General features: G+C 71.1%; 13 protein-coding genes. 10 read left to right on the top strand and 3 right to left on the bottom strand.

The window, feature by feature from the left end:
• Positions 1 to 6: 6 nt before the first annotated feature.
• The gene (locus ACGFYV_RS03330; protein WP_393876619.1) at positions 7 to 1,302 is read right to left on the bottom strand and encodes a YncE family protein; all 1,296 of its coding nucleotides are present in this window, start codon (positions 1,300 to 1,302) and stop codon (positions 7 to 9) included.
• Positions 1,303 to 1,442: 140 nt separating this feature from the next.
• Here ACGFYV_RS03330 and ACGFYV_RS03325 point away from each other — a divergent pair, with 140 nt between their 5' ends.
• The gene (locus ACGFYV_RS03325; RefSeq protein ID WP_393876618.1) at positions 1,443 to 2,105 is read left to right on the top strand and encodes a TetR/AcrR family transcriptional regulator; all 663 of its coding nucleotides are present in this window, start codon (positions 1,443 to 1,445) and stop codon (positions 2,103 to 2,105) included.
• Positions 2,106 to 2,266: 161 nt separating this feature from the next.
• On the top strand, positions 2,267 to 3,292 hold the full coding sequence (locus ACGFYV_RS03320) for an alcohol dehydrogenase (protein WP_393876617.1): 1,026 nt from the start codon (positions 2,267 to 2,269) through the stop codon (positions 3,290 to 3,292).
• A gap of 231 nt (positions 3,293 to 3,523) precedes the next feature.
• Here the strand turns inward: ACGFYV_RS03320 and ACGFYV_RS03315 are convergent, their stop codons facing one another.
• A complete protein-coding gene (locus tag ACGFYV_RS03315; protein ID WP_393876616.1) occupies positions 3,524 to 3,889 on the bottom strand; it encodes a nuclear transport factor 2 family protein in 366 nt (121 codons plus the stop codon).
• A 172-nt stretch (positions 3,890 to 4,061) separates the two neighbouring features.
• Between ACGFYV_RS03315 and ACGFYV_RS03310 the strand changes: the two genes are divergently transcribed.
• The 6 genes from ACGFYV_RS03310 (at position 4,062) to ACGFYV_RS03285 (ending at position 9,182) form a co-directional block, all read left to right on the top strand.
• Positions 4,062 to 4,367 (top strand): hypothetical protein, encoded by a 306-nt coding sequence (locus ACGFYV_RS03310; RefSeq protein WP_393876615.1) that lies wholly within the window; start codon positions 4,062 to 4,064, stop codon positions 4,365 to 4,367.
• A gap of 283 nt (positions 4,368 to 4,650) precedes the next feature.
• Positions 4,651 to 5,739 (top strand): S-(hydroxymethyl)mycothiol dehydrogenase, encoded by a 1,089-nt coding sequence (locus ACGFYV_RS03305; protein WP_393876614.1) that lies wholly within the window; start codon positions 4,651 to 4,653, stop codon positions 5,737 to 5,739.
• The gene (locus ACGFYV_RS03300; protein ID WP_393876613.1) at positions 5,739 to 6,368 is read left to right on the top strand and encodes an MBL fold metallo-hydrolase; all 630 of its coding nucleotides are present in this window, start codon (positions 5,739 to 5,741) and stop codon (positions 6,366 to 6,368) included. Before ACGFYV_RS03305 ends, ACGFYV_RS03300 begins: the two co-directional genes overlap by 1 nt.
• A 100-nt stretch (positions 6,369 to 6,468) precedes the next feature.
• Positions 6,469 to 7,386, top strand: a complete 918-nt coding sequence (locus tag ACGFYV_RS03295) for an SDR family oxidoreductase (protein WP_393876612.1) — start codon at positions 6,469 to 6,471, stop codon at positions 7,384 to 7,386.
• A 139-nt stretch (positions 7,387 to 7,525) separates the two neighbouring features.
• A complete protein-coding gene (locus tag ACGFYV_RS03290) occupies positions 7,526 to 8,314 on the top strand; it encodes an SDR family NAD(P)-dependent oxidoreductase (protein WP_393876611.1) in 789 nt (262 codons plus the stop codon).
• A 172-nt stretch (positions 8,315 to 8,486) separates the two neighbouring features.
• Positions 8,487 to 9,182 carry a L,D-transpeptidase family protein gene (locus ACGFYV_RS03285; protein WP_393876610.1) on the top strand — a complete coding sequence of 232 codons (696 nt, stop codon included), beginning with the start codon at positions 8,487 to 8,489 and terminating at the stop codon, positions 9,180 to 9,182.
• Here ACGFYV_RS03285 and ACGFYV_RS03280 read toward each other — a convergent pair whose 3' ends face one another.
• A complete protein-coding gene (locus tag ACGFYV_RS03280; protein WP_393876609.1) occupies positions 9,183 to 10,385 on the bottom strand; it encodes a Gfo/Idh/MocA family protein in 1,203 nt (400 codons plus the stop codon).
• A gap of 177 nt (positions 10,386 to 10,562) precedes the next feature.
• On the opposite strand from ACGFYV_RS03280, the gene ACGFYV_RS03275 reads away from it, so the two are divergent.
• On the top strand, positions 10,563 to 11,711 hold the full coding sequence (locus ACGFYV_RS03275) for an ROK family protein (RefSeq protein ID WP_393876608.1): 1,149 nt from the start codon (positions 10,563 to 10,565) through the stop codon (positions 11,709 to 11,711).
• A gap of 111 nt (positions 11,712 to 11,822) precedes the next feature.
• Positions 11,823 to 11,981, top strand: a complete 159-nt coding sequence (locus tag ACGFYV_RS03270) for a hypothetical protein (protein ID WP_393876746.1) — start codon at positions 11,823 to 11,825, stop codon at positions 11,979 to 11,981.
• The last annotated feature ends 33 nt before the right edge of the window (positions 11,982 to 12,014 follow it).

The raw sequence follows: 12,014 nt of genomic DNA, 5'->3' as shown, positions 1-12,014 counted from the left end.
GCTCGTTCAACTGCCGCTCGGGCCGGTCCAGTCGGCCTGGACATGCCCGAGCCGGACGCGCTGCGGGTGATCGCCGACCGGGATCGACGTCACCTTGCGGCCGGTGGCGAAGTCGATCGCCGTGATCTGGTCGGCGCCGCTCTCGGAGACGACGCAGTCCTTGCCGTCGCCGCTGACCGTGGCCCAGTACGGCTTGGACGCGGGGATCAGCGGGCCCTCCTGGAGGGAGGCGCGGTCGACGACGGTGGCGTAGTCGTCCATGGTGCCCGCGACGCACAGCCTGGTGCCGTCGGGGTTCATCGACAGGCCGTGGTGGCGCGAGTCGTTGACCCAGGTGGTGCGGTCCTCACTGGTGGCCGGGTTCTTCGGCAGCGTCTTCAGCCGGGTGATCCGGTCGGAGGCGACGTCGTACTCCAGGAAGCCGTTGAAGAACGACACCTGGAAGTACAGCTTCGACTCGTCGGGGGAGAAGACGGCCGGGCGCACCGCGTCGGAGAAGTCCTTCAGCCCGAAGGCGTCCAGCCGCTGACGCATGTCGATGACCTTGACCTGCTTGTACGTCGTCGCGTCCACGACCGTGATGTGCCGGTCGCCCTTGGTCCAGTCCCAGACGGGGTCGTCCAGTGCGGTGTTGACGTCCCCGATGGACATGTTCCAGATGTACTTGCCGTCCTTGGTGAAGATGTTCTCGTGCGGTTTGTCGCCGGTCGCGAACGACCCGAGCTGTCTGCCCGAGTCGATGTCCAGCACGTGCACGGTGTTCGCGGTCGACGCGGAGACGGCCACGCGAGTGCCGTCGGGCGAGACCGCCATGTGGTCGGCGCGGTAACCGGCCACGGGGAAGCGCCAGTTGAGCTTTCCGGTGGCGAGGTCGATCGAGACGACGTCGGCGAAGCTCGGCCGGGAGACCACCACCGACCTGCCGTCCGGCGTGGAGTACATGTCGTCGGCGAACTGGTCGTGCCCCTCGCCGACGCTGTTGCGGATCGCCATGAAGTAGATCCACTTGACGGGGTCCGCGTCGATCTCCGCCATCCGCTGGTCCTTGTCCGGGACGACATCGACCCGGCCGACCTTCGCGAAGTCGCCGGAGGACTTGAGGACATCGGCGGTGCCGTCCCAGTTGTTGCCCACGAACAGCACCTCGCGCAGGTCCGAGGCGCCGGACGCGGTGGGGGAGGCGGTCGGGGACGCGGTGGGGGAGGCGGCGGAGGCCGCGGAGGCGGCGGTCGCCGGGCCGGCGACGGTCAGGGCGAGGGCGGCGGCCACGGAGCGGAGGTGCCTGGTTCTGGAGGCAGGCATGGCTGCTCTCCTTCCTCGGAGGAATCTGAACACGGGCGCTTTCACAGTGAACTTACTGAAAAGTAGGGAGGGGGAGGCCTTCTCGACAAGATGTGTGCACGACAGGATTGAGGCGTCAGGGCCGGACGGAGGGGGACGGGTTGACGGGCAGACTCAGGGCGCCGACGGGCCGCTACGGCGGCAGGTCCGCCGAGGAACGGCAGGCCGAGCGGCGCCGGCGCTTCCTGGACGCGGCGCTCCGCCTGTTCGGCGACACCCCGGGCTTCCGCGCCACCACGGTCGCCGCGCTGAGCCAGGCCGCGGGCCTGTCCACCCGCCAGTTCTACGAGGAGTTCCGCACCCTGGAGGACGTCCTCGCCGCACTGCACCTGGAGGTCAACGGCTGGGCGGAACAGGCCGTGCTGGACGCGCTCGCGGCGGCGGAAGGGCTGCCACTGGCCGAACGCGTCGCCGTGCTCTTCCACGCCTACGCCCGCGACGTCACCTCCGACCCGCGCCGCATCCGCATCGCCTTCGTGGAGATCATCGGGGTCAGCCCCCGCCTGGAGGAGCAGCGGCTGGCCCGCCGGGCCCGCTGGATCGACCTGATCCGCTCCGAGGCCGACGCGGCAGTGGCCCGCGGCGAGGCGGCCCCGCGCGACTACCGGCTCGCGGCCACGGCCTTCATCGGCAGCGTCAACGGTCTGCTGCACGACTGGAGCGCCGGCTGGGTGGACGCGAGCCTCGACGAGGTGGTCGACGAACTCGTGCGCCAACTGCTCGGCACGCTCCGGCCCGAAGGGTGGCGTCCGGGCGCCGGCTGAGGATCCCGCCCACGCCGCATCGGGGCGGGCCGGCGCCCGTGCGACACCGTGGGCGGGAGACGCTCGGCGCGCGCGATCGCTCCGGAGCTGGTGTGCTGGACCGAGTGGCCTGAGTGGGCCCGTCGAAAAACGATCTTCGTACCGTTTCCCCGGAGAGACGCATGACTACCTACCGAGTCGCGCAGGTGACCGCCCCCGGCGGCACGTTCGAACTGGTCGAGCGGGATGTGCCCCGGCCGGGACGAGGCGAGGTGAGGATCGCCGTGGAGGCCTGCGGGATCTGCCACAGCGACACCGTGTTCGTGGACGGGGCGCTGCCGGGCGTGACGTTCCCGGTGGTGGCCGGACACGAGGCCGCCGGACGCATCGAGGAACTCGGCGAGGGCGTGGCGGAGCGGGGCTGGCAGGTCGGTGACCGGGTCGCGGTCGGCTGGTTCGGCGGCAGCTGCGGTTACTGCACACAGTGCCGCAAGGGCGACTTCATCGTGTGCGAACGCCTGAAGGTTCCCGGGTGGGCCTACGACGGAGGCTTCGCCGAGAAGATGATCGCGCCCTGCGACGCCCTGGCCCGCATCCCCGACGCGCTGTCGGCGGTCGATGCCGGACCCATGGCCTGCGCGGGCGTGACCACGTTCAACGGTCTGCGGCGCAGCTCGGCGAAGCCGGGCGACCGGGTCGCCGTGCTCGGCCTCGGCGGCCTCGGGCACCTCGGCGTGCAGTACGCGGCCGCGATGGGCTTCGAGACCGTGGCGATCGCCCGCGGCGCCGAGAAGGCCGACTTCGCCAAGCAGCTCGGCGCCCACCACTACGTCGACAGCACCTCCGGCACCCCCGTCGCCGAGGCACTGCGGGCGCTCGGCGGCGTCGACGTCGTCCTGGCCACCGCGGGCAGCTCCGAGGCCATCAGCGCCACGGTCGACGGCCTGGCTCCTCGCGGGGAACTGGTGGCCATCGGGGCGGACTTCGAACCGATGGCCATCTCGCCGTTCCAGCTGCTCATGACGGGCCGCAAGGTCGCCGGTCACCCGTCCGGTACCGCCCAGGACGTGCAGGACACGATGGAGTTCAGCGCCTTGCACAACATCCGCCCGATGACCGAGACCGTGCCGCTGGAGCGCACGGGGGAGGCCTACGACAAGATGCTCGCCGGCAAGGCCCGCTTCCGTATGGTCCTCACCACCGGCTGAGCATCAGCGGTTGCGCGTGCGCCGTGACAGCGCGCGTCGTGACGGCGTGGGACGGGGCAGCCCGGGGCGGGGCCGAGCGGGCTCCGCTCCCAGCAGCGAGCGGAGCAGGGCGGCACTCGCGCGCAGGCCCGCTGCCGGGAGCGGGCCTGCGCGCCGCTCTCCCAAGACCCGCCCGTGCCGAGAAGGTCCAGGTCAGCCGGGAGGTGACCTGGACCTTCGCGGCCTTCCCGCCTACTCGTCCCATGCCTGGATCAGGATCTGCTGGGAGATCTTCCCGTCCTGCAGGGTGATCATCGATTCGGCGAGGACCCGGGTGCCGTCCTCGTACTCGCAGGACTCGGTGAAGGCGGCATGGTTGCCCTCGATGACGCACTGGTCCAGGTGGTGTGTCATGTCCCGGCTGTAGACGTCGTCGAGCAACTCCGCTATCTGCCCACGGCCCTGAAGGATCTTGGGGTGGCTCGGCTGGCTGTCGTGGTCGATGATGAGGATCTCCGCGTTGTCCGCGTAGAGGGCGAGCAGCGTGTTCCCGGTATTGCCCTCTATGCCCCGGCGCAGTGTCTCGGTGTCGAACGTGGAACCTGTCGCGGTGCCCATCGGGACCTCCTTCCGGCGCCCGCGGCCCGTTCGGGAGCGGACCGCACGGTCCCCACTGTCGAGCGTCCTCCGCCCCGACTGCCACGGCAAGCGCAGGGACGGTGCTCCGCCTCCCGGGTGAGTGCGGACGGGGGCCCGTGTCCGCGCGGCGTCCGGCACCGTTGCTGAGGACATGATCTCAACACGACGTATCGTCGCCGCAGTCGGTCTGGCCGTCGGCGTCACCGGCCTCGCGGCACCGATGGCGAACGCGGCCGAGGCGGGCGCAGCGAACACCGGGCAGATCAACCCGATGACCACGCTGGACACGCTCGCCGTCAGCGACATCCCCGCCGAGCACAGGGCCCAGGTCCCGACCGTCACCGAGCAGATGCGCGGACTGAACCAGCTCGACGGACTGAACCGGCTGAACGAACTCCACCAGCTCACCGATCTCGTGGCCCCCGCGACCGGCCTGCTCCCCGCGGTCGAGGCCTGAGCCCCGCGGTCGAGGCCTGAGCCCCGCGGTCGAGGCCTGAGCCGCTCGGGCAGGTGAACCGCTGGATCCGAGGGCCGTCCCCACCGGGGACGGCCCTCACCGGTGTCCGGACCGGGCAGCGACCGTGGCTGCCGTCGTGGCTGCCGTCGCGGTCCAGGCCGAGGTCAGAGCCGTGCCGGTGGCGGCCGGAAAGATCAACTGGTGCCGCCGTGTCCGTGTTCCTACCGGTCGGTCGCGCGTAGGGTCGGCACCGAAGGCAATTCGACGAAGAGGGGCCAGGCACATGGCGCAGGAAGTACGCGGCGTGATCGCACCGGGCAAGGGCGAACCCGTACGGGTCGAGACGATCGTGGTCCCGGATCCCGGGCCCGGCGAAGCCGTCGTACGTGTCCAGGCCTGCGGGGTCTGCCACACCGATCTGCACTACAAGCAGGGCGGGATCTCCGACGACTTCCCCTTCCTGCTCGGCCACGAGGCCGCCGGTGTCGTGGAGTCGGTCGGCGAGGGCGTCACCGACGTGGCTCCGGGCGACTTCGTGGTCCTCAACTGGCGTGCGGTGTGCGGGAACTGCCGGGCCTGTCTGCGCGGCCGGCCCTGGTACTGCTTCAACACCCACAACGCGAAGCAGAAGATGACCCTCGCCGCCACCGGGCAGGAACTCTCCCCGGCCCTCGGCATCGGCGCCTTCGCCGAGAAGACGCTCGTCGCGGCCGGCCAGTGCACCAAGGTCGACCCGGCCGTCTCCCCGGCCGTCGCCGGACTGCTCGGCTGCGGCGTGATGGCCGGCATCGGCGCCGCGATCAACACCGGGAACGTCGGCCGCGGCGACTCCGTCGCCGTCATCGGCTGCGGCGGCGTCGGCGACGCGGCCATCGCCGGCTCGAACCTGGCCGGCGCGTCGAAGATCATCGCCGTCGACATCGACGACCGGAAACTGGAGAAGGCGCGCACCCTGGGCGCCACCCACACCGTCAACTCCAAGAACAGTGACCCGGTCGAGGCCGTCCGCGAGCTGACCGGCGGCTTCGGCGCCGACGTCGTCATCGAGGCGGTCGGCCGGCCCGAGACGTACCAGCAGGCCTTCTACGCCCGCGACCTGGCCGGCACCGTCGTCCTCGTCGGCGTCCCCACCCCCGAGATGAAGCTCGAACTGCCCCTGCTGGACGTCTTCGGCCGCGGCGGCGCCCTCAAGTCCTCCTGGTACGGCGACTGTCTGCCGAGCCGCGACTTCCCGATGCTCATCGACCTGCATCTGCAGGGCCGGCTGCCGCTGGACGCGTTCGTCACCGAGACCATCCGACTCGACGAGGTGGAGAAGGCGTTCGAGCGGATGCACGGCGGCGACGTACTGCGCTCGGTGGTGGTGCTCTGATGACCACCCGCATCGAACGCCTCGTCACCAGCGGCCAGTTCACCCTCGACGGCGGCACCTGGGACGTCGAGAACAACGTGTGGATCGTCGGCGACGAACGTGAGGTGATCGTCATCGACGCCGCCCACGACGCCGAGGCCATCGCCGAGGCGGTGGCCGACCGCACCCTCACCGCCATCGTGTGCACCCACGCCCACAACGACCACATCGACGCCGCCCCCGCGCTCGCCGACCTCACCGGTGCCACGATCTGGCTCCACCCCGACGACCTGCCGCTGTGGAAACTCACCCATCCGCACCGCGAGCCCGACCGCCACCTCCTGGACGGCCAGGTCCTGGAGACCGCCGGCGCCGACCTGACCGTCCTGCACACCCCCGGCCACGCCCCCGGCGCCGTCTGCCTCTACGACCCCGGGCTCGGCGTCGTCTTCACCGGCGACACCCTCTTCCAGGGCGGCCCCGGCGCGACCGGACGCTCGTACTCCCACTTCCCGACGATCATCGAATCCATCCGGCACAGCCTCCTCACCCTTCCCCCGGACACCAAGGTCCTCACCGGCCACGGCGAGTCCACGACCATCGGCGCCGAGGCACCCCACCTGGAGGAGTGGATCGCGCGCGGGCACTGAGCGCCGCGCGGCGGACCCCGCCGGAAAACCGTATGACGACGTCCGGCCGTCCCGCGAGAGTGGAGCCCGACAACACTCGTCACCACACGGGAGGCCGGACATGTCAGCAGGTGCGCTCGAAGGCAAGGTCGCGCTGGTCGCAGGGGCGACCCGGGGCGCCGGGCGGGGGATCGCCGAGGAACTCGGCGCGGCCGGCGCCACCGTCTACGTCACCGGACGCAGCACCCGCGCCCGCCGCTCGGAGTACGACCGCCCCGAGACGATCGAGGACACCGCGGACCTCGTCACGGCGGCCGGCGGACACGGCATCGCCGTCCCCGTCGACCATCTGGACAGGCCCGCGGTACGTGCCCTGGTGGACCGCATCGCCGACGAACAGGGCCGCCTGGACGTCCTCGTGAACGACATCTGGGGCGGCGAGAAACTCTTCGAGTGGGACACGCCGGTGTGGGAGCACGACCTCGACAACGGGCTCAGGCTGCTCCGGCTCGCCGTCGAGACCCACGCCGTCACCAGCCACTTCGCCCTGCCGCTCCTGCTGCGCCGGCCCGGCGGCCTGGTCGTGGAGGTCACCGACGGCACCGCCGACTACAACCGCGACACCTACCGCGTGAACCTCTTCTACGACCTCGCCAAGACCTCCGTGCTGCGCATGGCCTTCGCACTCGGCCACGAACTCGGCCCGCGCGGGGCGACCGCCGTCGCACTCACCCCGGGCTGGATGCGCTCGGAGATCATGCTCGACGTCTTCGGCGTCCGCGAGGACAACTGGCGCGACGCCCTGGCCCGCGAACCCCACTTCGCCATCTCCGAGACCCCGCGCTACGTCGGCCGCGCCGTCGCCGCCCTCGCCGCCGACCCCGACGTGTCCCGGCACAACGGCCGCTCCCTCTCCAGCGGCGGCCTCGCCCAGGAGTACGGCTTCACCGACGTGGACGGCAGCCGGCCCGACGCCTGGCGCTACATGGTCGAGGTCCAGGACCCGGGCAAGCCGGCGGACGTGACCGGATACCGGTGACGCGCGTCGGTGACCCGCGCCTGTGACTCGCGTCTGGGTCCCGCATCCGTGAGCCGCATCGGTGACCCGCATCCGTGACCCGCATCCGTGAGCGTACGGAGTCTGTCGTGCCGATCGTCCGGCCCGTACGGTCACGGCCATGACTGATCTCGATCGCTTCGCGGGACACGGGGTTCTCGTCACGGGCGCGGCCCGCGGTATCGGTGCCGCCGTCGCCCGGCGGATCGCGCAGGAGGGAGGGCGCGTCCTGGTGACCGACCAGGACGCGCCCGAGGCGGAGCGAACCGCCGCCGCGCTGCGTCAACAGGGCCTCTCCGCCGAGGCGTTGGGGTGCGACGTCGGTGAGCGGGCCTCCGTCGAGGCGGCCGTCGCCCACACCGTGTCCGCGTTCGGCTCGCTCGACGTCCTGGTCAACTGCGCCGCCCACTGCACCCCGGACCCGCCGCTGTTCGAGGACGATCCCGACGACGCCTGGGCCCGCGACCTCGACATCACCCTCACCGGCGCCTACCGCTGCTGCCGGGCCGCCCTGCCGCACCTCGCCGCCTGCGGACGCGGCGCCGTCGTCAGCGTGGGTTCGGTCAACGGCCTGCAGGACTTCGGCAATCACGCCTACAGCGCCGCCAAGGCCGGTCTGGGCTCCCTCACCCGGACCCTCGCCGGGCACGCGGCCGCCCGGGGCGTCCGCGTGAACCTCGTCGTGCCGGGCACCGTCCGCACCTCGGCCTGGGAGGGCCGCGACGACGACCTCGACGCCGTGCGCCCGCTGTACCCGCTGGGCCGGGTCGGCGAACCGGAGGACATCGCCGCGGCCGTGGCCTTCCTCGCCTCCCGCGACGCCGCCTGGATCACCGGCACCACCCTCGTGGTCGACGGCGGCCTCACGGCGGTCAACACCGGGTTCCGCACGGCGCTCGGCCACCCCTGAGACCTGGGTGTTCCGGGGCGGCGGACGCGAAGTTCACCGTTTCGTCACAGCGTGCCCGGAAGCACAACTGTCCGGCGGGAAGACGGGTCTAGTAGGCGGAGACCGCGGGAACCGCGCAGGGGAACTCCCTTAGGAGACCCCGGAGTCATGCGTAGAAAGGGAAGAGGGCGACATGGGGGACATACGCAGGCGAAGTGTCGTCGTGCTGGGGGTGACCGGGCTGATAGCGCCGCTCACGCTCGCGTTCACCGCGGCACCGGCCCAGGCCGCGAGCTGCACCACGCAGGCGGGGCCGTACCAGAAGCAGGTGGAGAAGTTCCTCGGCCGCCCGGTCGACGGAAAGCAGTCCGCCACCGACTGCAAGGCCATCCGGGCCTTCCAGACCAAGCACGGCATCACACCCGACATCGGCTACGCCGGCCCCGTCACCTGGGGTGTGATGGACCTGATGAACAAGCAGAAGGCCGTGGGGAGCAACCCCAACAAGGCCGGCAAGTGCCCGGTGAACAAGGGCCGGATCGCCTGCGTGAACCTCACGCTCCAGCTGAGCTGGATCCAGGACGGCAAGAAGCTCGTCTACGGGCCCGTGCCGGTGCGCACCGGACGCAACGGCTACGAGACCCGCACCGGCCTGAAGAAGATCTACTGGCGGGACATCGACCACGTCTCCAGCCTCTACAACGTGCCCATGCCGTACAGCCAGTTCTTCGACGGCGGGCAGGCCTTCCACTCCGTGAACCTCAGCATGTGGAACCCGCCGGGCTCGCACGGCTGCGTCAACATGACCACGACGGTCGCCAAGAAGTACTGGTCGCTGCTGAAGAACGGCGACGACGTCTACGTGTACGGCCGCAAGCCCGGCACCTGATCAGTCCTGCGGTGCGTCCCCGAAGTCGGGGATCTCCAGCCGCACCCCGCCCTGCCGCGCGGACTCGTGCGCGAGGACGCCCGGCAGGGTGTAGCGGGCGGCGACCCACGCGTTGACCGGCGGCAGGGTGCGTGTGGTGACGGCGGTCACGAAGTCGTCCACCAGGAAGTGGTGGCTGCCCTCGTGGCCGTTGGGCATGTGGTCGAACGAGCGCGGCAGCCGGGAGCGGTCGTGCACCGGCGCCGAGCCCGAGGTGAAGGCCGCCCGCAGTTCCGGCGCGACGTGCTGGAGCGAGGGGTCGTCGGGAGAAAGCGTGGTCTTGGGCTCCAGCAGCTCGCTGATGTCCTTCACGCCGTTCTTGTCCTGCCACAGCGCGACCGTCGCCAGTTGTTCCATGCTGGCCTCCGTGCCGAAGAAGCGGAAGCGGGACTCGCGGATGTGCGAGGGGTAGCCGACCCGCCGGAACTCGTTGGTGCGGAACGAACCGCCGCCCGCCACCTCGAACAGGGCCGTCGCGTTGGACACGTCGTTGTCGAACCGGCTGACCGAGCGGTCGAAGACGCCGTCGTCGCGCTGGTCGCGCACACCGATCGCCGACACGCTCACCGCGTGCGTCCGCCAGGCCCCCAGCACCCCGCCCACCGAGTGCGTCGGATACAGCAGCGGGGGATAGCTCGCGGTCGCCTTCCAGTCCGCGCCGCCGCTGTAGCGGTAGGCGTCGTAGAAGCCGAGGTCCATGTCGTGGACGTAGTCGCCCTCGGCGTAGAAGAGCCGGCCGAAGGCGCCCTCGGCGATCTGGTTGCGGGCGTGCACGGTCGCCGGGTTGTACTGGCTGGTCTCGCCCATCATGTACGTCAGCCCGGTCGAGCGGACCGCTTCGACGATCGCGGCGATCTCCTCGACGGTGATCGCCATCGGCACCGCCGAGTACACGTGCTTGCCCGCCGTAAGGCCCCTCAGGACCAGCGGGCCGTGCGTCCAGCGCTGCGTGAAGACCGCGACCGCGTCGACCGCGGGTGACTCCAGCATGGCCTCGTACGAGGGAAAGGTGCCGGCGAGGCCCTGGGCCGCGGCCAGCCGCTCCGCCCGCTCGGGCAGCAGGTCGGTGACGTGGACCTCGCCCACCCCGGGGTGGGCCTGGAACAGCTTGGCGAACTGGCCGGAGAACTGACCGGCGCCGACGATGCCGAGGGAGAAGGTCATGGGCTTTACTTTTTCGGCGGAAGGATGAGTTCGTCAAGAGGGCGGATGAAGCGTCCATGAGGCGCCCCCCGGCCGAGACTTCCCGGCTAGTGTTGGCCTTGTTATTTCTGAGCCGAAAGAAACGGCCGAAAAGAAGTGACGAGAGAAATGGCGCGAGAGGCGGAGGAATCGGGCCCCATGACCAGCTGGCTGCCGCTCAGCGCGGGTGAGCGCTCCGTGGCGATCGAAGTCCTCGTGCACGGCCCGCTCTCCCGCACCGAACTGGCTCGCCGCCTGCACCTCTCGCAGGGCAGCCTCACCCGGCTGACCAAGCCGCTCATCGAGTCCGGGCTGCTGGTGGAGGTGCCCGAGGCGGGCGGTCCGGCCGGGGCGCGCCAGGGCCGGCCGTCGCAGCCGCTCGACGTGGTGGCCGAGTCCTGCTCCTTCCTCGGCTTCAAGATCACCGGGGACCGGGTCTACGGCGTCGTCACCACCCTGCGCAGCGACGTCACCGCCCGTCTGGAGCGCCCCTTGCCCGACCGGGACCCCGCCCGGGTCGCCGACCTCCTCGCCGAGATGACCGCCGAGCCGGCCACCGGGCGCCCCGCTCTCGCGGGCATCGGCATCGGCGTGGGCGGCCTGGTGCGCGGGCGCGCGGTGGTCGCCGACTCGCCGTTCCTGGGGTGGCGGGACGTGCCGCTGGCCGAGCTGGTCCGGGAGCGCACCGGGCTGCCTGTGGTCGTGGAGAACGACGTGGCCGCCCTGGTGGAGGCCGAGACGTGGTTCGGTGCCGGACGTGGCCTCGACCGGTTCGCCGTCCTGACCATCGGTGCGGGCCTCGGCTACGGACTCGTGCTCGGCGGCAGGCGGGTGCCCTTCGCCGAGGAGAACCGGGGCTTCGGCCGGCACTGGATCATCGACCCCCACGGCCCGCTCACCCTGGACGGCGCGCGCGGCAGCGCCGAGTCCCTGCTCACGATCCCCGGCATCCGCTACCAGATCCGCGCCGCCCGCGGGCACGACGCGAGCTACGAGGAGATCCTCGCCGGTGCGGCCGAGGGGGAACCGATGGCCGCCCGGGTCGTCGGGGAGGCCGCGCGGGCCCTGGGCACCCTGGTCGCACAGATCGCCAACTTCGCGATGCCGCAGAAGATCCTGCTGGCCGGAGAGGGGGTCGGCCTCATGGATGTGGCGGGCGACACGGTGCGCGGGACCATCCGCGCGCACCGGCATCCGCTGGCCGATCCGGTCGACCTGGAGACCAAGGTCTCGGACTTCCACGACTGGGCGCGCGGTGCCGCTGTACTGGCCATTCAGGTGCTGGTCCTCGCCGCCGCGCGAACGTGAACTCCCGCTGCCGCCCGACGCATTGACGTGATGAGTAACACGGTCCGAAATGTCCGCATATAATGCAGTTACTCACAGCACCTTCACCTCGGGCGGCATATGCTTCACAGCATGTCCACCACTGTTGAAGCCGTCTCCGAGCGATCGGCCGCGGAGGTCAACGAGGAGATCCGGGCCCTGTGGCGCCGGGCGGGCGGGACACTGAACACCGAGCAGCGCGCGCAGTACCAGCGCCTCGTGACGGAGTGGGCCGCCGCGTCCCCGCGGTAGCGTCGGGTCGCCTGAGCCTCGCGGACCGCCCGG

The organism is Streptomyces sp. NPDC048297 (assembly GCF_043201585.1).
GTDB lineage: Bacteria > Actinomycetota > Actinomycetes > Streptomycetales > Streptomycetaceae > Streptomyces.
Note: the sequence above shows the minus strand (reverse complement) of the source record. Positions and strands in the feature narration are given on the sequence as shown.